At 71.1% G+C, this 20,757-nt stretch carries 18 protein-coding genes and 4 tRNA genes; 10 read left to right on the top strand and 12 right to left on the bottom strand.

Features of this window, described 5'->3' with window-relative positions:
• The 3 genes from ABTZ54_RS06240 to ABTZ54_RS06250 form a co-directional block, all read right to left on the bottom strand.
• On the bottom strand, window positions 1-1,885 hold a 1,885-nt coding region (locus tag ABTZ54_RS06240), incomplete at its 3' end, for a DEAD/DEAH box helicase (RefSeq protein ID WP_351657823.1).
• A 201-nt stretch (window positions 1,886-2,086) separates the two neighbouring features.
• Window positions 2,087-2,695 carry a hypothetical protein gene (locus tag ABTZ54_RS06245; RefSeq protein ID WP_351657825.1) on the bottom strand — a complete coding sequence of 203 codons (609 nt, stop codon included), beginning with the start codon at window positions 2,693-2,695 and terminating at the stop codon, window positions 2,087-2,089.
• A 174-nt stretch (window positions 2,696-2,869) separates the two neighbouring features.
• Window positions 2,870-3,220 carry a metallopeptidase family protein gene (locus ABTZ54_RS06250; RefSeq protein ID WP_351657827.1) on the bottom strand — a complete coding sequence of 117 codons (351 nt, stop codon included), beginning with the start codon at window positions 3,218-3,220 and terminating at the stop codon, window positions 2,870-2,872.
• A 104-nt stretch (window positions 3,221-3,324) separates the two neighbouring features.
• Between ABTZ54_RS06250 and ABTZ54_RS06255 the strand changes: the two genes are divergently transcribed.
• From ABTZ54_RS06255 to ABTZ54_RS06265, 3 genes are all read left to right on the top strand, one after another.
• A tRNA-Glu gene (locus tag ABTZ54_RS06255) sits at window positions 3,325-3,397 on the top strand.
• 40 nt (window positions 3,398-3,437) lie between these two features.
• Window positions 3,438-3,511: transfer RNA gene (locus ABTZ54_RS06260), tRNA-Asp, on the top strand.
• Window positions 3,512-3,533: 22 nt separating this feature from the next.
• Window positions 3,534-3,607: transfer RNA gene (locus tag ABTZ54_RS06265), tRNA-Phe, on the top strand.
• 115 nt (window positions 3,608-3,722) lie between these two features.
• Here the strand turns inward: ABTZ54_RS06265 and ABTZ54_RS06270 are convergent.
• The 3 genes from ABTZ54_RS06270 to ABTZ54_RS06280 form a co-directional block, all read right to left on the bottom strand.
• On the bottom strand, window positions 3,723-4,556 hold the full coding sequence (locus ABTZ54_RS06270) for a cytochrome c biogenesis CcdA family protein (protein WP_351657829.1): 834 nt from the start codon (window positions 4,554-4,556) through the stop codon (window positions 3,723-3,725).
• The gene (locus tag ABTZ54_RS06275; RefSeq protein ID WP_351657831.1) at window positions 4,553-5,317 is read right to left on the bottom strand and encodes a DsbA family protein; all 765 of its coding nucleotides are present in this window, start codon (window positions 5,315-5,317) and stop codon (window positions 4,553-4,555) included. The genes ABTZ54_RS06270 and ABTZ54_RS06275 overlap by 4 nt, the downstream gene beginning before the upstream one ends.
• A 61-nt stretch (window positions 5,318-5,378) precedes the next feature.
• Window positions 5,379-5,726 carry a hypothetical protein gene (locus ABTZ54_RS06280; RefSeq protein WP_351657832.1) on the bottom strand — a complete coding sequence of 116 codons (348 nt, stop codon included), beginning with the start codon at window positions 5,724-5,726 and terminating at the stop codon, window positions 5,379-5,381.
• A gap of 130 nt (window positions 5,727-5,856) precedes the next feature.
• On the opposite strand from ABTZ54_RS06280, the gene hrpA reads away from it, so the two are divergent.
• Window positions 5,857-9,840 (top strand): ATP-dependent RNA helicase HrpA, encoded by a 3,984-nt coding sequence (gene hrpA / locus ABTZ54_RS06285; protein WP_351657833.1) that lies wholly within the window; start codon window positions 5,857-5,859, stop codon window positions 9,838-9,840.
• A gap of 88 nt (window positions 9,841-9,928) precedes the next feature.
• Window positions 9,929-10,002, top strand: a tRNA-Asp gene (locus ABTZ54_RS06290).
• A 423-nt stretch (window positions 10,003-10,425) separates the two neighbouring features.
• Here ABTZ54_RS06290 and bldC read toward each other — a convergent pair.
• Window positions 10,426-10,632, bottom strand: coding sequence for a developmental transcriptional regulator BldC (gene bldC / locus ABTZ54_RS06295; protein WP_003949541.1), 207 nt, complete (start codon window positions 10,630-10,632; stop codon window positions 10,426-10,428).
• Between the two features lie 589 nt (window positions 10,633-11,221).
• On the bottom strand, window positions 11,222-12,103 hold the full coding sequence (locus ABTZ54_RS06300) for a DUF8083 family protein (protein WP_351657834.1): 882 nt from the start codon (window positions 12,101-12,103) through the stop codon (window positions 11,222-11,224).
• 153 nt (window positions 12,104-12,256) lie between these two features.
• Here ABTZ54_RS06300 and ABTZ54_RS06305 point away from each other — a divergent pair, with 153 nt between their 5' ends.
• Window positions 12,257-13,345 (top strand): Leu/Phe/Val dehydrogenase, encoded by a 1,089-nt coding sequence (locus ABTZ54_RS06305; protein ID WP_351657836.1) that lies wholly within the window; start codon window positions 12,257-12,259, stop codon window positions 13,343-13,345.
• Window positions 13,346-13,646: 301 nt separating this feature from the next.
• Window positions 13,647-13,904, top strand: coding sequence for a DUF3073 domain-containing protein (locus ABTZ54_RS06310; RefSeq protein ID WP_351657838.1), 258 nt, complete (start codon window positions 13,647-13,649; stop codon window positions 13,902-13,904).
• Between the two features lie 155 nt (window positions 13,905-14,059).
• Here ABTZ54_RS06310 and purM read toward each other — a convergent pair whose 3' ends face one another.
• Both purM and purF read right to left on the bottom strand, forming a co-directional pair.
• Entirely contained in the window at window positions 14,060-15,127 is a 1,068-nt protein-coding gene (gene purM / locus ABTZ54_RS06315) for a phosphoribosylformylglycinamidine cyclo-ligase (RefSeq protein WP_351657840.1), read from the bottom strand.
• A gap of 41 nt (window positions 15,128-15,168) precedes the next feature.
• The gene (purF, locus tag ABTZ54_RS06320; protein WP_329422499.1) at window positions 15,169-16,695 is read right to left on the bottom strand and encodes an amidophosphoribosyltransferase; all 1,527 of its coding nucleotides are present in this window, start codon (window positions 16,693-16,695) and stop codon (window positions 15,169-15,171) included.
• 276 nt (window positions 16,696-16,971) lie between these two features.
• Between purF and ABTZ54_RS06325 the strand changes: the two genes are divergently transcribed.
• Window positions 16,972-17,070 carry a putative leader peptide gene (locus ABTZ54_RS06325; protein WP_351657842.1) on the top strand — a complete coding sequence of 33 codons (99 nt, stop codon included), beginning with the start codon at window positions 16,972-16,974 and terminating at the stop codon, window positions 17,068-17,070.
• Between the two features lie 129 nt (window positions 17,071-17,199).
• Complete coding sequence (locus tag ABTZ54_RS06330; protein ID WP_351657844.1) at window positions 17,200-18,615, top strand: sulfatase family protein; 1,416 nt, start codon at window positions 17,200-17,202, stop codon at window positions 18,613-18,615.
• A 28-nt stretch (window positions 18,616-18,643) separates the two neighbouring features.
• On the opposite strand, the gene ABTZ54_RS06335 is transcribed toward ABTZ54_RS06330, so the two are convergent.
• Window positions 18,644-19,438: an META domain-containing protein gene (locus tag ABTZ54_RS06335; RefSeq protein ID WP_351657846.1), complete on the bottom strand. Its 795-nt coding sequence runs from the start codon at window positions 19,436-19,438 to the stop codon at window positions 18,644-18,646.
• 49 nt (window positions 19,439-19,487) lie between these two features.
• Window positions 19,488-20,276 (bottom strand): maleylpyruvate isomerase family mycothiol-dependent enzyme, encoded by a 789-nt coding sequence (locus ABTZ54_RS06340; RefSeq protein ID WP_351657848.1) that lies wholly within the window; start codon window positions 20,274-20,276, stop codon window positions 19,488-19,490.
• A 65-nt stretch (window positions 20,277-20,341) separates the two neighbouring features.
• On the opposite strand from ABTZ54_RS06340, the gene ABTZ54_RS06345 reads away from it, so the two are divergent.
• Window positions 20,342-20,752: a nuclear transport factor 2 family protein gene (locus ABTZ54_RS06345; protein WP_351657850.1), complete on the top strand. Its 411-nt coding sequence runs from the start codon at window positions 20,342-20,344 to the stop codon at window positions 20,750-20,752.
• The last annotated feature ends 5 nt before the right edge of the window (window positions 20,753-20,757 follow it).

Consider the following 20,757-nt stretch of genomic DNA (forward strand, 5'->3'; position numbering starts at 1 on the left):
ACGGACGGTCGTTGTCACGGCGGAAGCCGCCACGGTCGTTGTCACGGTCGCGGTTGAAGCCACCCGACGGACGGTCGTTGTCCCGACGGAAACCGCCGGACGGACGGTCGTTGTCACGGCGGAAGCCGCCACGGTCGCCACCGCGGTCGTCGCGGCGGAAGCCGCCACGGTCGCCACCGCGGTCGTCGCGGCGGAAGCCGCCACGGTCGTTGTCGCGGCGCTCGTAGCCACCGCGGTCGTCGCGGCGGTCGAAGTCGCGGCGCTCCTCGCGGACCGGCTCGGCGGCCACGGCGGCGATGGCCTCGGCGACCTCGGCCTCGGCGGCCTCCGTCACCTCGGCGACCGCGGCCTCCGGGTCCTCGCCACGCTCACGGGCGGCGCGGGCCACCAGGCGGTCGGCCTCCTCGCGGAGCTCGACGGCACGGCGCTGGAGACGCGCCAGCTCCTTGGTCAGGTCGGCGACCTCGCGCTCGGCCTGCTTGGCCGAGTTGTTCGCGGAGTCGGCCTGGACCTCGGTCAGCGAGCGGGCGCCGGTGATCTCGGCGACCTCCGGGTCGAACGCGCCGGCCCCACCGACCATGTGGCGCGAGGCGTCGACGCCCGCGTCCTCCATGAGGCGGAAGATCTGGCGGCGCTGGTGCGGCAGCGCCAGGGAGACCACGACACCGGAGCGGCCGGCACGGGCGGTACGGCCCGAGCGGTGCAGGTAGTCCTTGTGGTCGCCGGCCGGGTCCACGTTGAGGACCAGGTCGATGCCGTCGACGTGGATGCCTCGGGCGGCGACGTCGGTGGCGACGAGCGCGTTGACGTAGCCGTCCTTGAAGTCCGCCAGGGTCCGCGTACGGGCGCCCTGCGTCATGCCGCCGTGCAGCGCGTCGGCCTTCACACCGGCGTCACGCAGCTGCTCGGCGATGCGGTCGGCGCCCAGCTGGGTGCGGACGAAGATGATCGTGCGGCCCTTGCGGGCGGCGATGGCGGCGGTGACCGGGGCCTTGTCCTTGGGCTTCACGACCAGGACGTGGTGGGTCATCGTCGTGACGGCACCGGCGGACGGGTCGACCTCGTGCGTGATCGGGTTCACCAGGTAGCGCTTGACCAGGGTGTCGATCTCGTTCTCGAGCGTCGCCGAGAAGAGCAGGCGCTGGCCGCCGGCCGGGACCTGGTCGAGCAGCTCGGTGACCTCGGGCAGGAAGCCCAGGTCGGCCATCTGGTCGGCCTCGTCGAGGACGGCGACCTTGACCTGCTCCAGGGAGCAGGCGCCGCGGTTGATGATGTCGCGCAGACGGCCCGGGGTGGCGACGAGGATGTCGACGCCGCGCTCCAGCGCGTAGATCTGGTTGCCCATCGACGTACCGCCGCAGACGACCTTCATCTTGAGGCCGAGCACGTCGCCGTACGGCTGGAGGGCGTCCGCGACCTGCATCGCGAGCTCACGGGTCGGGGTCAGGATGACGCCGCGGGGCTTCTTCTTCTCGGTGCGGCCCTCCGCCAGGGTGGCGAGGAGCGGCAGACCGAAGGAGAGGGTCTTGCCGGAGCCGGTGCGGCCACGGCCGAGGATGTCCTTGCCGGCCAGGGCGTCCGGGATGGTCGCGGCCTGGATCGGGAAGGGGGTGGTCACGCCGTTCTGCGCCAGCTTGCGCACGACGCCCTCGGGGAGACCCAGGTCACCGAAGGTGATCTCGGGGGTCTCGTCGGCGGGGGCCTCGTCGGCGGCGTTGTCGGTGTTCTCGACGGCGTCGACGGTGTCGTCAGCGGCGTCGGTGTCGATGGTGGCGTCCGTGGCCTCGACGGTCTCGACGGCGTCGGTGGCCACTACGGCCTCGGCGACGGTCTCGTCGTTCTCGTTCTCGGGCAGGACGGCGTGATCAGAACTGAAAATGGACATGCGAAATGCGAAACCTTCCGGAGTCTCGGCACGCGCCCGTCAACTCCGTGTTTCGCACTACGGACCGCCTCAATGCGGTCAGCCACGGCAAGGGAGAGTACGCGCCAGTCACGGCGCTCTTCGGTCGTGGCGCCGGGCAAATGGGATCAAACGATCTACCACCATACGCACTCCCCCCCACCCAAGGCAAACCGATCACCGTCACACCGGCCTGGCCTGCGGTGATGCATCCGGTTCGGCGGGCCCGCCGGGCCCCTCCGCCGCCCTCATGGCACCCATGTGGGTGTCCGCCCCAGGGGTGGTCGTGGGCGTCTCGGTGACGGTCGGCTCGGCGGTCGGCTCCGGCGGGGCCGTGGTCGGGTCCTGGGTCGGCGTGGGCGTCGGCGGATCGACCGGTGGCGTGGTCTCGCCACCCGGCGCCCCCGAGCCGCCCCCCGCGCCCGCGCCGGGGCCGCCCGTCCCGCCCGGCGTCTGCTGCGGCTTCGGCGCCCCGCCCGGGCCCGCGGGACCCGCCCCGCCGGCCGGCTTGGCCGAGGCCGTCGGGGAGCCGCTCGGCACCGGCGACTCCCTGCCCGAGCCGTCCGCGTCCGGCCCGCCGCGCGCCGTACGGTCGAAGCCGCTCCCGCCGTGCCCGCCGGACAGGCCGCCGTCCTCCGAGGTGCCGGCCGCCGCGCCCCGCTTCCCCGCGGAGTTGCTGGGCGCCGGCTTCGCACCGTCGTCGCTGACACTCATACAGCCGCTCAGACCCGCGCAGGCGGCGACCGCCAGCGCGGTCGCGGCCCAGCGCACAGGGGTGGGCAAATGGCGCACGGAGGCACCTCCAGGACATGACAGGCAGGAATCGGACGCCGATCGGGCCGATCGAACGCGCTGCCCTGCCCAACTCCCCAGGCGCCACAAGGGACACGCCCCAGCGAAAACCGGCCACGCCCCGCCCGGTCCGGCCACACCCTGCCCGGTCCGGCCATCGACGGCCCGTCCGGCTCAGCCGTAGCCCAGCGCGTGCAACCGCTCGTCGTCGATGCCGAAGTGGTGGGCGATCTCGTGCACCACGGTGATCTCGGTCTCGGCGACCACGTCCTCATGGGACTCGCACATCCGCAGGGTCGGCCCCCGGTAGATGGTGATCCGGTCCGGGAGCACACCGGCGTACCACTCACCCCGGTCCGTCAGCGGCGTGCCCTCGTAGAGCCCGAGCAGTTCGGGATCGTCGGGCGACGGCTCGTCCTCCACGAACACGGCGACGTTGTCCATCAGCCGCGTCAGCTCGGGCGGGATCCGGTCCAGGGCTTCGGCGACGAGCTCCTCGAACTCCTCGCGCGTCATCTCCAGCACCCGCCCATTCTCCCTCCCTGGGAAACCGTTTTGGCGATACCGCCCGCCATCCCATATGCTTCAGACGTCCCCGAGGCGCTGGAAAGCGCCCAGGTGGGCCCTTAGCCCTCATCGTCTAGTGGCCCAGGACGCCGCCCTTTCAAGGCGGTAGCACGGGTTCGAATCCCGTTGGGGGTACGCAGTAAACGTGTGCGAGACTAGTGCTCGCACCACGCAAGGCTCTGTGGAGCAGTTGGTTAGCTCGCCACCCTGTCAAGGTGGAGGTCGCGGGTTCAAGTCCCGTCAGAGTCGCTGAAGCTGGAAACAGCTTCGTGGCTGGGTAGCTCAGTTGGTACGAGCGATCGCCTGAAAAGCGATAGGTCGCCGGTTCGACCCCGGCCCCAGCCACAATCAGAGAAGGCCCCGTTCGAAAGAACGGGGCCTTCTTCGTGTGCGCTCCACACGGCGAAGACGACGGCGACGGCGGTACGGGGAGGAGGACGCCGCCCTCCTCCCCGTACCGTCACACCTCCTCGCGCCGCCGCCCCCGCAGGGCCCGCACCGCGAAGCCGCCCGCCACCACGGCAGGCACCGCGAGCAGCAGCGCCCAGTCCGGGACCGTGCGGCCCAGGGCGCCGACCCGCTCCTCCACGGCGAAGGAGTCGTCCACGGACAGCAGCCCCGGCAGCGCGGTGGTCCCGTCGAAGGCCAGGAAGAGCGTGCCGAGGGCGATGAAGAACAGGCCCGAGAGCAGCGAGGTCGAGTGCACCTCGAACCGGCCGAGCCGGAGCGGCCGGCCCCGCAGCCAGCGGCGCCGCCCCAGGTCGTAGCGGTTCCAGAGCAGGGCCAGCACGAAGAGCGGGACGGCCATGCCGAGCGCGTACACCGCGAGGAGCAGACCGCCGTAGACCGGGCTGCCGCTGAGCGCGGCCACCGTCAGGACGCTGCCCAGGATGGGGCCCGCGCAGAAACCGGCGAGGCCGTAGACCAGGCCCAGGGCGTACACGGAGAACGCGGTCGTGGGGCGGATCCGGCCGCTCGCCTCGCTCATCCGGCGGGACGCGAAGCCCAGGCCGAGGATCTGCACCACCCCGAGGGTGATGATCAGCCAGCCGCCGACGGCCACCAGCAGGTCCCGGTGGCCGTAGAAGAGCCGCCCGGCGAAGGAGCCGGCCGCGCCCAGCGGCACGAGGGTGGTGGCCAGGCCCGCGTAGAAGACGCCGGTACGGGCGACCAGACGGGCCCGGCCGTCGACGGAGTACGCGAAGAAGGCCGGGAGCAGCAGGGCGCTGCACGGGCTGAGCAGGGCGAGCAGCCCGCCGAGGAAGGCCGCGAAGTAGCCGATCCCGGAGGTCACTGGCCGGACTCCGACTTCTCCCCGGCCCCCGGCTTCTTCTCCGCCGCCTTCTCCCCCGCCGCCTTCGCCGCCGCGTCGATCGCCTCGGTGAAGGCCTCCATCGGCTGGGCGCCCGCGATCGGGCGGCCGTTGACGAGGAAGGAGGGGGTGGAGGTGGCGCCGAGCGAGTAGCCCTGCTCCTGGTCCTTGCGTACCGCCGCCCGGGCCGCCGCCCCGTCCGTGTCGCGGGTGAAGCGGGCGAGGTCCGGGACTCCTGCCTCCTTCGCGAGGGCGGTCAGGCGCTCCTTGCCGAAGCCCTTCTCCTTGGCGCCCTCGGCGTACGCGGCCTTGTGGAACTCCCAGAACCGGCCCTGCTGCCCGGCCGCCCAGGAGGCCCGAGCCGCCGCCTCCGACTCCTCGCCGAAGATCGGGAAGTTCCGCCACTCGATGCGCAGGGTGCCGGCGTCGACGTACCGCTTGATCAGCTCGGGCTCGGTGTCCCGGGCGAACTTGCCGCAGTAGCCGCACTTGAAGTCGGCGTACTCGATCAGGACCACGGGCGCGTCGGCCCGGCCGAGCGCCAGCTTGTCGGCGGCGTCCCTGCGGGCGTACGCCTCCAGCTCGGGGTAGACGCCGGCGGACGGGTCGGCGGAGACCTCGGCGGCGGCGCCGGGCGAGGAGGAGGGGCCGGACGGCTTGGTGGTGGCGTACGAGGCGACGCCGAGCAGGGTCGCGGCGAGCACCACACCACTGACGATCATCACGGGCTTGGACTTGGACATGCGGAAGCGCTCCTGAGGACGGAGAAGAGAGGGACGGGCGGCGAGGAGGGGCGCCGGCCGTCTAGACCCTCAGGATCGACAGCTCCACCGGCGAGGGCGGCGCCAGCGCGGGCGGCTCCCGGCCCCGGGTCGCCTCGGCCGGGTCCTCGTCCACGGCCCCGTCCGCACAGCCGTCCCGCGCCCCCATGAGCGCGGGCAGCAGCTCCCCGAAGCCGTGCGCCCGTGGCGGTACGACGGGGCCCGCGGCCCCATCGTCGGCCGGATGGCCCTGTCCGCAGCCGGGCCCCGCCGCACCCGCGACGACCGGTCCGGGCGCGGGCGCGGGCGTGGCCGCCCCGCAGACCACGAGCGCCAGCACAAGGCCCGCCAGCGCGGCGAAGGCCGCGAGCGCGCGGGCGGTGCGGGGCATGCGGAAACCTTTCACGACGGGTGCTGGGCGGTGCCGGTGGGTGTGTCCCGAAATATTACGCAGGGACCCGGCGCCGCCCTCGTAAATCGGTTCGCCGCTTCTCGGCCGCAGGTGCGATCCTGGATCCCGTATGTCTACTTCCTTCGCCGCCCTCCAGTCCCTGCTGGCCGAGGTCTCGCTGCGGGACTCCCACCGGCTCGGCCGCCGTCTCGAAGGCGCCCGCCGCATCCGCAAGCCCGAGGCCCAGAGGGCCGTCCTGGACGAGATCGCCGCCGAGGCCGGCAAGGCCAAGGAGCGGGTCGACGCGCGCGCCGCCCGCGTGCCCGCGATCACGTACCCGGAACAGCTGCCGGTCTCCCAGAAGAAGGACGAGATCCTGGAGGCGATACGCGACCACCAGGTCGTGATCGTCGCCGGTGAGACCGGTTCCGGGAAGACGACGCAGATCCCCAAGATCTGCATGGAGCTGGGCCGGGGCGTCCGGGGCATGATCGGGCACACCCAGCCCCGCCGGATCGCCGCCCGCACGGTCGCCGAGCGCGTCGCGGAGGAGCTCCGCACGCCGCTGGGCGAGGCCGTCGGCTGGAAGGTGCGCTTCACCGACCAGGTGAACCCCGAGGCCACCTTCGTGAAGCTGATGACGGACGGCATCCTGCTCGCCGAGATCCAGACCGACCGCGAGCTGCGCGCCTACGACACGATCATCATCGACGAGGCCCACGAGCGGTCCCTCAACATCGACTTCCTGCTCGGCTATCTGGCCCAGCTGCTGCCGAAGCGCCCCGACCTGAAGGTCGTGATCACCTCCGCGACCATCGACCCGGAGCGCTTCTCCCGCCACTTCGGCGAGGCGCCGATCGTCGAGGTCAGCGGCCGTACGTACCCGGTCGAGGTGCGCTACCGCCCGCTCCTGGAGGAGGACAGCGAGGAGGCCGACCGGGACCAGATCACCGCGATCTGCGACGCCGTCGACGAGCTCCAGGCCGAGGGCCCCGGCGACATCCTGGTCTTCCTCTCCGGCGAGCGCGAGATCCGCGACACCGCCGACGCGCTGATCAAGAAGAACCTCCGGAGCACCGAGGTGCTCCCGCTGTACGCGCGGCTCAGCCACGCCGAGCAGCACCGGGTCTTCCAGGCGCACTCCGGCCGCCGGATCGTGCTGGCGACGAACGTGGCCGAGACCTCCCTGACGGTCCCCGGCATCAAGTACGTGATCGACCCGGGCACCGCCCGCATCTCCCGCTACTCGCACCGCACCAAGGTGCAGCGGCTGCCGATCGAGCCGGTCAGCCAGGCCAGCGCCAACCAGCGCAAGGGCCGCTGCGGCCGTACGAGTGACGGCATCTGCGTCCGGTTGTACTCCGAGGACGACTTCCTCACCCGGCCGGAGTTCACGGACGCGGAGATCCTGCGGACCAACCTGGCCTCCGTCATCCTCCAGATGACCGCGGCAGGACTCGGCGACATCGAGAAGTTCCCTTTCATCGACCCGCCGGACCACCGCAACATCCGGGACGGCGTGCAGCTGCTCCAGGAGCTGGGCGCGCTCAACCCGGCGGAGAAGGACCCGAAGAAGCGGCTCACCGAGCAGGGCCGCAAGCTGGCCCAGCTGCCCGTCGACCCGCGGCTCGCCCGGATGGTCCTGGAGGCCGACCGCAACGGCTGTGTCCGCGAGGTCATGGTGATCGCGGCCGCGCTCTCCATCCAGGACCCGCGCGAGCGGCCGTCCGAGAAGCAGGCGCAGGCCGACCAGCAGCACGCCCGCTTCAAGGACGAGACCAGCGACTTCCTCGCCTTCCTCAACCTCTGGCGTTACGTCCGCGAGCAGCAGAAGGAGCGCGGCTCCAGCTCGTTCCGCCGGATGTGCAAGCAGGAGTACCTGAACTTCCTGCGGATCCGGGAGTGGCAGGACATCTACGCCCAGCTGCGCACGGTGGCCAAGCAGATGGGGATACACCTCAACGAGGAGGACGCGCCCGAGCAGTCCGTCCATGTCTCCCTGCTCTCCGGTCTCCTCAGCCACATCGGCCTCAAGGACGTCAAGGAGTCCAAGGACGGCGGTGGCGGCGGCCGGGACGGCAAGCGCGAGGGGGGCGCCCGGAGCGAGTACCTCGGCGCCCGCAGCGCCAAGTTCGCGATCTTCCCGGGCTCCGCGCTCTTCAAGAAGCCGCCGCGCCTCGTCATGTCCGCCGAGCTGGTGGAGACCTCCCGCCTGTGGGCGCGGGTCAACGCGCGGATCGAGCCCGAGTGGATCGAGCCGCTGGCCCAGCACCTGGTGAAGAAGACGTACAGCGAGCCGCACTGGGAGAAGGACCAGGCCGCGGTCATGGCCTTCGAGAAGGTGACGCTGTACGGCGTGCCGATCGTCGCCGACCGCAAGGTGAACTACGGCCGGATCGACCCCGAGGTCTCCCGCGAGCTGTTCATCCGCAACGCGCTGGTCGAGGGCGACTGGCGCACCCACCACAAGTTCTTCGCCGACAACCGCAAGCTGCTCACCGAGGTCGAGGAGCTGGAGCACCGGGCCCGGCGCCGGGACATCCTCGTCGACGACGAGACGCTCTTCGACTTCTACGACCGGCGGGTGCCCGAGCACGTCGTCTCGGGCGCGCACTTCGACTCGTGGTGGAAGCACAAGCGCCACGAGGAGCCGGAGTTCCTCGACTTCGAGCGCGAGATGCTCATCAACGAGAAGGCGGGTGCGGTCACCAAGGACGACTACCCGGACTCGTGGCGGCAGGGCGCGCTGAAGTTCCGGGTGACGTACCAGTTCGAGCCGGGCGCGGACGCGGACGGCGTGACCGTGCACGTGCCGCTCCAGGTGCTCAACCAGGTGACCGACGAGGGCTTCGACTGGCAGATCCCGGGGCTGCGCGAGGAGGTCGTGACGGAGCTGATCCGCTCGCTCCCGAAGCCGATCCGCCGCCACTACGTCCCGGCGCCGAACTTCGCGAGCCGCTTCCTGGACGCGGTCGTGCCCGTCCAGGAGCCGCTGACGGGCGCGCTGGCCCGCGAGCTCCAGCGGATGGTCGGCGTCCCGGTGACGGCCGAGGACTTCGACTGGGGCAAGCTGCCCGAGCACCTGAAGATCACCTTCCGGATCGTCGACGAGCGGCGCCGCAAGCTGGCCGAGGACAAGGACCTGGAGGCGCTCAAGCTGAAGCTGCGCCCCAAGGCCCGTCAGGCGCTCTCCAAGGCCGCCGCGGCGGCAACGGGCGGCCCGGACGGTTCCGGGCCCTCCCTGGAGCGCTCAGGGCTCAAGGAGTGGTCGATCGGCACCCTCACCCGGGTCTTCGAGACCCGCAGGGCCGGCCAGCCGGTGAAGGCGTACCCGGCGCTCGTCGACGAGGGCGACAGCGTGGCCGTACGCCTCTTCGACACGGAGGCCGAGCGGGACCCCGCGATGTGGCGGGGCACCCGGAAGCTGATCATGCTGAACATCCCGGTGAACCCGGCGAAGTTCGCCTCGGACCGGCTGACCAACCAGCAGAAGCTGGCCCTGTCGGCGAATCCGCACGGCTCGATCCAGGCGCTGTTCGAGGACTGCGCGGCCGCGGCGGCCGACAAGCTGATCGCGGACCACGGCGGCCCCGCCTGGGACGAGGAGTCCTTCCGGAAGCTGTACGAGAAGGTCCGCGCGGACCTCGTGGAGCTGACCGTGCGGACCGTGAGCCAGGTGCAGCAGGTCCTGGCCGCCTGGCAGGCCTGTGAGCGGCGTCTGAAGGCCACCGGCAGCCCCGCGCTGCTGCCCAACCTCAAGGACGTGCGCGACCAGCTCTCCTGGCTGATGCCGGCCGGTTTCGTGACCCGTACGGGCCTGAAGCGGCTGCCGGACCTGATGCGCTATCTGGTGGCGGTGGACCGGCGGCTCCAGCAGATGCCGACGGGCGTCCAGCGGGACACCACCCGCATGGAGAAGGTCCACGAGATGCTGGACGAGTACGCGTGGCTGCTCGAACAGCTCCCCAAGGGCCGGCCGGTGCCGACGGCGGTCACGGACATCCGCTGGATGATCGAGGAGCTGCGGGTCAGCTACTTCGCGCACGCCCTGGGGACGGCCCATCCGGTGTCCGACAAGCGGATCGTGAAGGCGATCGACGCGGCCGTTCCGTAGCCCGTTCGGCGGTCCCGCCGAGCGAGTTCGACCAGACCGCTGACCTGCTGTACAGTCTTCCTCGCAGCCACAGTTCAGCGGCTGCGAAGGCTCTGTGGAGCAGTTGGTTAGCTCGCCACCCTGTCAAGGTGGAGGTCGCGGGTTCAAGTCCCGTCAGAGTCGCAGACAGAGAAGGCCCGCACCGATCGGTGCGGGCCTTCTTGCGTTCCCGCCTCCGAGGGACCAAGGTCCCGGCAAGGGGTGACCAACGGCGCGTTGGTCGGCCTCCCGGGGGTGGAAGGCTGTTTCATGGCAAGAGTTTGACGATGTGACGGGTGTCACTCAATCCGTTTCCGGAAGTGCTTCACTTACACCTCCCCTACATGGCTGCGATTTAATATGTGCAATTGCACGGCGGGGACGGGGCCGGCGGCGGACATAAAAAGATCGCGCTGGACCCGGCGGAGTCCAGCGCGATCGACGACGGAGAACCTGTTGGGGCAGGTGATTCGTCAGCAGAGCTTGGGGTGGGCGGACCGGGTTGGGGGACCCGGCTGCTGCCCGGTGGTGCAGGTATTACGGGGTGTTGCGTAAGTCGCGAGCGCCTCAGGCCTCGCTGCGCTGCTGCGGAATGCCCGCCAGCAGAGCGCGAACCTCGGCCTCGCGGTACCGGCGGTGCCCACCCAGGGTGCGGATGGACGTGAGCTTGCCCGCCTTTGCCCAACGGGTCACCGTCTTCGGGTCCACGCGGAACATCGTGGCAACCTCGGCAGGGGTCAGCAGCGGCTCGGCATCAGGGGTGCGAGCGGTCATGAGCGGCCTCCTCGGGAGAACCGAACCATCTCGGTTCTTTCCTCTAAATTCTGCACCTTGGCCCGCGTTGCCCGAAATGGCAGAAGCGGGCCGAGTCGGTTATAGGACGAACGGCTTGTCCTCGGCACTACAACTACACCATCCGTCCAGCCACGTCGGCCAAACCGATGGAATTGCCCTCGCAGGTGTTCATCAGCGGCGGAAGTCGATGGACCATGCCATAACGGACAGTCACGCCACTGTGACGATCAGTCACAGAGCGATCAGGAGTCCTCAGACCCCCCATAGAGTGCAATGCTGAGCATTCCGCCCTTACTTGGGCGGAAGGAACCCTCCCCGGACTCCTTGTCCTATTTTGGCACGAGGGTGGGCGATGGGCGCAAGGGTGCGGTAAGTGCTATCCGTCACGCTTGAGCCAAAGGCCCGGATCGGGACCTACGTCCTGCCGCCCCCGCCCCAACGTCCCCACAGGTCCACACCAAAGACCCGAACAGACGTCCAGCGAGAAGATCATTTAAGCCATATGGGCCCGATCTGTCGAGTGATAACCGCGACGGCGGTCGGTTCCGGGGCGAAAGACCCGTCCCGGTCAGTTGGCGAACTGAAGATCGCGGACCGCCCGCCACCGCTCCGCCAGCCGCCCGTACGCCGCCTGCGCGGCCTCCTCGTCGCCGTCCCGCAGCGCCGCGACCCCCACCGCCATGTCCGCCGCCGAACGGTCGTCCGCCAGCGCCCGGTCCCCGAGCGCGTGCACCAGACCGCCGTAGTCCAGCTCCACCAGCGCCCGCGGATGGAACTCCTCCAGCCAGCGCCCCACCTCGACCAGACCCTCCGTCATGGGGCCCTCGTCGATCGCCTCCCGCAGCGCCTTCAGGGCCCGCGCGAGCCGCCGCCGCGCCTGCACCATCGGCGTCCGGTACCGCAGCACAGGCGGCCGGGCACCGCCCTTCCCGTCACCCTTCCCGTCGGCGCACCCCGGCTCGTACTCCCGCTCCTCGTCCGAGAAGAGCGCGAACCACCGCAGCGGCACCTGCCACACCGCCCCGCGGATCCACGGCCGCGCGTCCGGATTCCGCTCCCGCCACCGCTCGTGCTCCGCCGCCACCCGCGCCCGCTCCTCCGGCGCCAGCATCGCGTCCAGGACCGGCGCCGGCAGTGTCCCGCCCACCAGCTCCTCCAGGGCGAGCCGCCCGCGCAGCCGGGTCCGCCAGGGACAGACCAGGACCACGCCGTCCACCGTCGCCACGAACGCGTCGCCGCTCTCGCGGGCCGGCACCGGGACCGGCGGCACCCGCACCAAGTCCGCCAGCGAGCGCCGCAGTTCCTGCTGGGCGTCCGGGAGGTCCGTACGGCGGGCGTAGCGGGCCCAGTGGCTCCGCTCCGGCTCCGGGAACGCGGCCAGCGGCTCGTACACCCTCAGGTACGAGGCGTACGGGACGGGCGCCGACGAGGGGGCTACGGGGTCCGGCATGTCGCAAATCCTTCCACGCGGGTACTCCGTGAGGGGGTGATCCTCAGCACTGCGTCCCTGCTACGGCCAGGTAGGACTTACCCTCGTGCCGACCTGGTCCCACCCCCACCCGCAGGGGGGACCTTCCGCCGCATCAACTTGGGAGTCACCACCGTGACCGATGTGACCGGCGTTCCTGATGTACTGCACACCCTGTTCCACTCGGAGCAGGGCGGCCACGAACACGTCGTGCTGTGCCAGGACCGCGCCACCGGCCTCAAGGCCGTCATCGCCCTCCACAACACCGCCCTGGGCCCCGCCCTCGGCGGCACCCGCTTCTACCCGTACGCCACCGAGGCGGAGGCCGTCGCCGACGCGCTGAACCTCTCCCGCGGCATGTCGTACAAGAACGCCATGGCCGGGCTCGACCACGGCGGCGGCAAGGCCGTGATCATCGGCGACCCCGAGACGATCAAGACCGAGGAACTGCTGCTCGCCTACGGGCGCTTCGTGGCCTCCCTCGGCGGCCGCTACGTGACGGCCTGCGACGTCGGCACCTACGTCGCCGACATGGACGTCGTGGCCCGCACCAACCGGTGGACCACCGGCCGCTCCCCCGAGAACGGCGGCGCCGGCGACTCCTCCGTCCTCACCGCGTACGGCGTCTTCCAGGGCATGCGCGCCTCCGCGCAGTTCCTCTGGGGCGACCCGACCCTCCGCGGCCGCAAGGTCGGCGTGGCGGGCGTCGGCAAGGTCGGCCACTACCTGGTCGAGCACCTGATCTCCGACGGCGCCGAGGTCGTGATCACCGATGTCCGCGAGGAGTCGGTGCGCCGGATCACCGAGAAGTTCCCGCAGGTCTCCGTGGCCGCCGACACCGACGCGCTGATCCGCACCGAGGGCCTGGACGTCTACGCCCCCTGCGCGCTCGGCGGGGCGCTGAACGACGCCACCGTGCCCGTACTGACCGCGAGGATCGTCTGCGGCGCGGCCAACAACCAGCTCGCGCACCCCGGTGTCGAGAAGGACCTCTCGGAGCGCGGCATCCTCTACGCGCCCGACTACGTGGTCAACGCCGGTGGCGTGATCCAGGTGGCCGACGAGCTGCACGGCTTCGACTTCGACCGCTGCAAGACCAAGGCGACGAAGATCTTCGACACCACGCTTGAAATCTTCGCACGTGCGAAGTCGGATGGAATTCCGCCGGCCGCGGCGGCCGACCGGATCGCCGAGCAGCGGATGGCCGAGGCCCGCCGCGACTGACCCCCGCCAGGTGCGACCCGCCGACGGCGGAGGGCTCCCGGGGGGATTCGGGAGACTTCGCTCACGCCGATCGGCGGGTCGCCCCTCAAGAAGGGGTTAAAATCGCGATTGACCAGCGAGGACGGGGCACCTCGAAGGTTCTGTACCGAGGTATGTGATGCGCGCGGCGTACCGTAGACCGACGGAAACAGGTACCGTTGAAGCCCTACGGACCGGTCTCTCATTCGAGAGTCCGTTCCGGATCATGAACGCGTGTCAAGACTCTGGGGCCGTCGAGCCCCGTCACCGAGGGGGTCGAGCCATGGGGCGCGGCCGGGCAAAGGCCAAGCAGACGAAGGTCGCCCGCCAGCTGAAGTACAGCAGCGGCGGGACTGACCTGTCGCGTCTGGCCAATGAGCTGGGCGCATCGACCTCGAACCAGCCGCCGAATGGCGAGCCGTTCGAGGACGACGACGACGAGGAAGACGACCCGTACGCGCAGTACGCGGATCTCTACAACACGGACGACGAGGACGAGGACGACGAGTCCGGTCCGGCGTCCACTCAGCGTCGCGCTTGACCTTCTGAACATCGCAGCCCGGTCCGGGTAACCCGGACCGGGTTTTGCGCTGCCCGGGGGCAGTGGGCGCATCCCGCGGGCGATCGGCCGCGGAGACACGGAAGGGCACCCCTCGGCCTGCGAGGGGTGCCCTTCCGTGTACGTGCCGGGGCCGGCTACTTCGCGTAGTCGCCGACCAGCTCCGCGCCGCTCGCCTTGGAGCCGCGCTCGGTGATCTCGCCGGCCACCCAGGACTCGACGCCCCGGTCGGCCAGCGTGGTGAGCGCCGCGTCCACCGAGTCGGCGGGGACCACGGCCATCATGCCGACGCCCATGTTCAGGGTCTTCTCCAGCTCCAGGCGCTCGACCTGTCCGGCCTTGCCGACCAGGTCGAAGACGGCGCCCGGGGCCCAGGTCGAGCGGTCCACGGTGGCGTGCAGGCCGTCCGGGATCACCCGCGCCAGGTTGGCGGCCAGACCGCCGCCCGTGATGTGGCTGAAGGCGTGGACGTCGGTGGTCCGGGTCAGCGCCAGGCAGTCCAGCGAGTAGATCTTGGTGGGCTCCAGGAGCTCCTCGCCCAGGGTCCGGCCGAACTCCTCGACCTGCTGGTCCAGGGTCATCCCGGCGCGGTCGAAGACCACGTGGCGGACGAGCGAGTACCCGTTGGAGTGAAGACCGGAGGACGCCATGGCGATGACCGCGTCACCCGTACGGATGCGATCCGCGCCGAGCAGCCGGTCGTACTCCACGACACCCGTGCCGGCGCCCGCGACGTCGAAGTCGTCCGGGCCGAGGAGGCCCGGGTGCTCCGCCGTCTCGCCGCCGACCAGGGCGCAGCCGGCCAGGACGCAGCCCTCGGCGATGCCCTTGACGATGGCGGCGACCCGCTCGGGGTGCACCTTGCCGACGCAGATGTAGTCGGTCATGAAGAGCGGCTCGGCGCCGCAGACGACGATGTCGTCCATGACCATGGCGACCAGGTCGTGGCCGATCGTGTCGTACACGCCCATCTGGCGGGCGATGTCGACCTTCGTGCCGACGCCGTCGGTCGCCGAGGCGAGCAGCGGGCGCTCGTACCGCTTGAGGGCGGACGCGTCGAAGAGCCCGGCGAAGCCGCCGAGGCCGCCGAGCACCTCGGGACGCTGGGTCTTCTTGACCCACTCCTTCATGAGCTCGACGGCGCGGTCGCCCGCCTCGATGTCGACGCCCGCGCTCGCGTAGCTGGCACCAGTGGCCTGAGACATGTCAGAACTTTCGTGTCGTACTGCGGGGGCGCAGCGGGGTCTTACGGGCGGCGCAGGGCGTCCGCGGCCGCGGTGGCCGCCGGGCCTGCGGCCAGCTCGGTCTCCAGGAGCTGCTTACCGAGCAGCTCGGGGTCCGGAAGCTCCATCGGGTACTCGCCGTCGAAGCAGGCGCGGCACAGGTTGGGCTTCTGGATGGTGGTCGCCTCGATCATCCCGTCGAGCGAGATGTACGAGAGCGAGTCCGCGCCGAGCGACTTGCCGATCTCGTCGACCGTCATGCCGTTGGCGATCAGCTCCGCGCGGGTGGCGAAGTCGATGCCGAAGAAGCAGGGCCACTTCACCGGCGGCGACGAGATCCGGATGTGGACCTCGGCGGCTCCGGCCTCGCGGAGCATCCGGACCAGGGCGCGCTGGGTGTTGCCGCGGACGATCGAGTCGTCCACGACCACCAGCTTCTTCCCCTTGATGACTTCCTTCAGGGGGTTCAGCTTCAGTCGGATGCCCAGCTGGCGAATGGTCTGCGAGGGCTGGATGAAGGTCCGGCCGACGTAGGCGTTCTTGACCAGGCCGGCGCCGAACGGGATGCCCGAGGCCTCGGCGTAGCCGATGGCGGCCGGGGTGCCGGACTCCGGGGTCGCTATCACCAGGTCGGCCTCGACGGGCGCTTCCTTGGCCAGTTTGCGACCCATCTCCACGCGGGAGAGGTACACGTTGCGACCGGCGATGTCCGTGTCGGGACGGGCCAGGTAGACATACTCGAAGACACAGCCCTTGGGCTTCGCTTCTGCGAAGCGCGAGGTGCGGATGCCGTTCTCGTCGATGGCCACCAGCTCGCCCGGCTCGACCTCGCGGACGAAGGTCGCGCCGCAGATGTCGAGGGCGGCGGACTCCGAGGCGACGACCCAGCCGCGCTCCAGACGGCCGAGGACCAGCGGGCGGATGCCCTGCGGGTCACGGGCCGCGTAGAGCGTGTGCTCGTCCATGAAGACGAGGGAGAAGGCGCCCCGGACCTCGGGGAGGACCTTCGCGGCCGCCTGCTCGATGGTGAGCGGCTTGCCGTCCTCGTCCGCCTGGCCCGCGAGCAGCGCGGTGACCAGATCGGTGTCGTTGGTCGCGGCGACCTGAGTGGACCGGCCCTCCCGCTTGGGAAGTTCGGCGACCATCTCGGCCAGCTGCGCCGTGTTCACCAGGTTGCCGTTGTGGCCGAGCGCGATCGAGCCGTGGGCGGTCGCCCGGAACGTCGGCTGCGCGTTCTCCCACACGGAGGCACCCGTGGTCGAGTAGCGGGCGTGACCGACCGCGATATGACCTTGGAGGGAACCGAGAGAGGTCTCGTCGAAGACCTGGGACACGAGGCCCATGTCCTTGAAGACGAGGATCTGGGAGCCGTTGCTTACCGCGATTCCCGCGGATTCCTGACCCCGATGCTGGAGGGCGTAGAGCCCGAAGTACGTGAGCTTTGCGACCTCTTCACCCGGAGCCCAGACACCGAAGACGCCACAAGCGTCCTGGGGGCCTTTCTCGCCGGGGAGCAGATCGTGATTGAGTCGACCGTCACCACGTGGCACGGCTCCGAGTGTAGGCGAGATCGACCATCGGTCCGAATGCGCGAACGGGACGTGATAGGCCCTCCCCGGCACTCGTAGGATCCCACGAACTGATCTTTCGATCCTTGTCGGAGCCCACAAAGCAAGGGGCGTAAGGGTTACCAGTCGGTAGCAAAGATCAGGACCGTACCGAACGGACGCTCGTACGGTACGGGGCGAACGGTCGGGATGTGACGGAGTCCACGGTGCGGGACGGTCGTTGACACCTCCGGCGCCCCTCCGCCAGGCTTCCTGATCATGCAGCCCGTCAGCCACCCCGACCGCTCGGTCACCCTCGTGGCGCGCCGACACGTGGACCTGGTCCGTGTCGCGAGCGCGATCTGTCGCTGCGCCTGAGCCCCACCGGCTCCCCCTCTCGTTTCTCCCTTTCCTCCCCTCCGGGACCAGCGCGCCTCCGCGCCTGCTCCCGCGCGCCCGCACGCGCTCTCGCCACGCCTTCGCGCGCACTTCCCCTTGGAGACCCGTATGTCCTCGTCCCTGTCCCGCCGCGCCCTCGGCGGGGCGGCCGTCGCCTCGGCCGCCGCCGTCGCCCTCGGCGCCCAGGCCCCCGCCGCGCAGGCCGACCCGGTGCGGGCGGACCCCGCCGCGCGGGAGCGCCCGTTCCGCGCGGCGCCCGGCCGCCACCCCGAGCGCCCCAACATCCTCTTCATCCTCGGCGACGACCTCGGCTGGGCCGACCTCTCCTCGTACGGCTCCCCGCACATCCGCACCCCGCACCTGGACCGGCTCGCCCGCCAGGGCGTCCGCTTCACCGACGCGTACTCCGGCTCCGCGACCTGCTCCCCGACCCGCTTCAGCCTCTACACGGGCCGCTATCCCGGCCGCACCAAGGGCGGACTGGCCGAGCCCATCGCCGACAAGTCGGTCGGCCTCGACCCCACCCACCCCACGCTCGCCTCACTGCTGCGCGAGGCCGGCTACGCCACCGCGCTCATCGGCAAGTGGCACTGCGGCTACCTGCCCGACTACTCCCCCACCCGCTCCGGCTGGGACGAGTTCTTCGGCAACTTCGGCGGCGCCCTGGAGTACTACTCCAAGCTGGGCCTCGGCGGCGAGTACGACCTCTACGAGGGCGACGCCGCGTACAAGGACCTGCGCTACTACACCCGGATCCTGACCGAGCGGGCGAGCGACTACGTCTCCCGCGACCACGACCGGCCCTTCCTCCTGAACCTCAACTTCACCACCCCCCACTGGCCCTGGATAGCCGACGGCGACGAGGAGACCAGCGCCGAGATCGTCCGGCGGATCAAGGCCGGCGACCGCTCCGCCCTCTGGCACCAGGACGGCGGCTCGATCGAGAAGTACAAGGAGATGGTCGAGGACCTCGACCGCTCCGTCGGCCAGGTGCTCGCCGCCCTGCGCCGCTCCGGCCGCGAGCGCGACACCCTCGTCTTCTTCGGCAGCGACAACGGCGGCGAGCGCTTCTCGTACAACTGGCCGCTCGCCGGCAACAAGGGCTCCCTCCAGGAGGGCGGCATCCGCGTCCCGTCCCTGCTGCGCTGGCCCGCCGCCATCGACGGCGGCCAGGTCAGCGACCTGCCCGTGTACTCCCCCGACTGGACCGCGACCCTCCTGGAGATCGGCGGCGCCCGCCCCCACCCCGCGTACCCGCTGGACGGCACCAGCCTCGCCGGGCACCTCCTGCGCGGCCACGAGCCCGCCGAGCGCGACCTGTTCTGGCGGGTGCGCGGCGAGCGGGCGCTGCGCCGGGGCGACTGGAAGTACTACCGGGGCAAGAGCGGCCGCGACCAGCTCTTCCACCTCACCGAGGACGCCCGCGAGCAGGCCGACCGGGCGCCGTACGAGCGGGAACGGCTCGCCGAGCTGAAGGCCGCCTGGGAACGGACCAACGCGGGGCTGCTGCCGTACCCGGCCTGATCCCCGCCGATCCCCGCCGATCCCCGGCTCAGCCCGCCGTCGCCGTGAAGCCCTGGCCGTCCGCGTCCGTGACGGTCAGGGTGCGGTGGTCGAGGCGGTAGGAGAGGGGGCCGTCGAGGGCCTCGTACAGCTTCGTCTCCAGGTCCATCTGCGGGCCCGTGCAGATCATCCGGGTGGTCGCGATCGCGCCGAGCGTGATCCTGGCGCCGCTGATCCGCGCGGGCGCGGTGACCCGGTTGCAGCCGAGGCTGCCGGTGAGCCGCCCGTCCTTGCCGAAGGTCAGCTTCGCCTTGCCCTCGGAGCCGGCCGGCAGCGAGGCCGCGGTGGTCCCGGAGAGCAGCGCGTCCACCGTCCAGGTCGTGCCGAGGAACGGGGCGTCGGGCTCGGCGGTCAGCTCCACGCCCCGGCGCCCGTCGGGCGAGGTCAGCGTGAGCGCCTTCCCCTTCAGTACGCCCTTGAGCTCGCCGCTGAACGCCTTGAACAGGGCGGTCTCGAAGCGCCGCAGGTCGGCGGGGCAGCCGATCTCGGTGACCTCGTCCGGGGAGACGGTGAGGGTGTCCCCGCGGACGGCCACTCCCGCGCCGAAGTGGTTGCAGCCGGTGTTCCCCCGGGCGCGCCCGTCCTTCGCGATCTCCACCCGCGCCCCGGGCGGGGCCGCCGACCGGGCGCCGTCCACCGTGACCGCGCCGATCGTCCACTGGGTGCCCTCGACGGGCAGCCCCGGACCGACGGCACCGGCTCCGGGACCCGCGCCCTGCTGCGTACCGCAGGCGGCGAGGAAGAGCAGCGGGACCAGGGCGGCGAGGGTGCGCGGCGTCTTCATGCCGGTGGGACGGGCCGACTCCCCGTACGGTTCCGGGGGCGGCGCCCGGTCAGCCCATCAGCGGCAGCAGCCCCGCCAGATCGGCCCGCTCCCCGCTCGCGCTCACCCGCGCCGCGTCCAGCTCGGCCGCCCAGCCGGCCCGCCCGGTCGCGAGCCGGATCCAGGTCAGCGGGTCCGTCTCGACCACGTTCGGCGGGGTGCCCCGGGTGTGCCGCGGCCCCTCGACGCACTGCACCACGGCGTACGGCGGGACGCGCACCTCCACCGCCCCGCCCGGGGCCCGCGCCGCGAGGGTGTCCGCGAGCAGCCGGGTGCAGGCGGCGAGCGCCTGCCGGTCGTACGGGACGGCGACGCCGGTCGCGGCGCTCAGGTCGTCGGTGTGGACGACCAGTTCGACGGTCCGGGTGACGAGGAAGTCGGCCAGCGTCATCGCGCCGAAGCTCACCGGGAGCAGCCGGGTGTCCGGGGCCGCCGCCACCGCCTTCTCGTACGCCTCCCCGGTCCGCTCGTACAGTCCGGCGAGGTCGGCGGTGGCGATGCCCCGGGTGCGCTCGTCGATCCGCCCGGCGGCCGAGGCGGTCGCGGACGGCCAGTCCAGGAGCGGGAGTTCGCGCTCCGCTGGCTCGGGCGCGGCGAGCAGTTCGGGCACCGAGCCGACCATCCACGCGATGTGCCCGGCCAGCTCCCGTACCGTCCACGCCCCCAGCCGCGTCGGCCCGTCGAGCGCCTCCGGCGGCAGCGCGAGCACCGCGTCCCGTACGTGCCCGAACTGGGCGAGGACGGCGGCGCGGGTCTTGGCGGAGTCGTAGCTGCGGGTGCGCTTCTTGGCAGGTGGCATGGGCAGAGGCTAGCCGCGAGACTGGGAGGAAGGGACCGACCGCAGCGAAAGCAGGCGAGGGGACCATGACCCATCACGAACACCCCGATGCCGCCCTGATCCGCCGGGGTTACGAAGCGTTCAGCTCGGGTGACATGGAGACGCTGGCCACCATGATGACCAGCGACTGCACCCACCACGTCCCCGGCGAGAGCCAGATCTCGGGGCACTACAAGGGCCGGGACAACGTCATCGGCGGCTACTACGCGAAGCTGGCCGAACTCACCGGCGGCACCTTCCGCGTCGAGGTGAAGGGCCTCTTCGTGGACGGGCGCGGCCATGTCATCTCGGCGCACCGCTTCCACGCCGACCGCGGCGACCGAGGCATCGAGATGGACGGCGGCCTGTTCTTCACGCTGGTCGGCGACAAGATCTCCGACATCGACGAGTGCGTCGCCGACGTCGTGGAGGCGGACGCCTTCTGGGGCACCGGCTGACAGCA

The organism is Streptomyces sp. NPDC094032 (assembly GCF_040303965.1).
GTDB lineage: Bacteria > Actinomycetota > Actinomycetes > Streptomycetales > Streptomycetaceae > Streptomyces.

Coding starts and splice junctions, on each gene's coding strand:
- ABTZ54_RS06340 (WP_351657848.1), bottom strand. CDS start 20,276: ATGCCACCTGCCAAGAAGCGCACCCGCAGCTACGACTCCGCCAAGACC.
- hrpA (WP_351657833.1), top strand. CDS start 5,857: ATGTCTACTTCCTTCGCCGCCCTCCAGTCCCTGCTGGCCGAGGTCTCG.
- ABTZ54_RS06325 (WP_351657842.1), top strand. CDS start 16,972: ATGCAGCCCGTCAGCCACCCCGACCGCTCGGTCACCCTCGTGGCGCGC.
- bldC (WP_003949541.1), bottom strand. CDS start 10,632: ATGACCGCTCGCACCCCTGATGCCGAGCCGCTGCTGACCCCTGCCGAG.
- ABTZ54_RS06300 (WP_351657834.1), bottom strand. CDS start 12,103: ATGCCGGACCCCGTAGCCCCCTCGTCGGCGCCCGTCCCGTACGCCTCG.
- purM (WP_351657840.1), bottom strand. CDS start 15,127: ATGTCTCAGGCCACTGGTGCCAGCTACGCGAGCGCGGGCGTCGACATC.
- ABTZ54_RS06345 (WP_351657850.1), top strand. CDS start 20,342: ATGACCCATCACGAACACCCCGATGCCGCCCTGATCCGCCGGGGTTAC.
- ABTZ54_RS06280 (WP_351657832.1), bottom strand. CDS start 5,726: ATGCCCCGCACCGCCCGCGCGCTCGCGGCCTTCGCCGCGCTGGCGGGC.
- ABTZ54_RS06275 (WP_351657831.1), bottom strand. CDS start 5,317: ATGTCCAAGTCCAAGCCCGTGATGATCGTCAGTGGTGTGGTGCTCGCC.
- ABTZ54_RS06330 (WP_351657844.1), top strand. CDS start 17,200: ATGTCCTCGTCCCTGTCCCGCCGCGCCCTCGGCGGGGCGGCCGTCGCC.
- ABTZ54_RS06335 (WP_351657846.1), bottom strand. CDS start 19,438: ATGAAGACGCCGCGCACCCTCGCCGCCCTGGTCCCGCTGCTCTTCCTC.
- ABTZ54_RS06310 (WP_351657838.1), top strand. CDS start 13,647: ATGGGGCGCGGCCGGGCAAAGGCCAAGCAGACGAAGGTCGCCCGCCAG.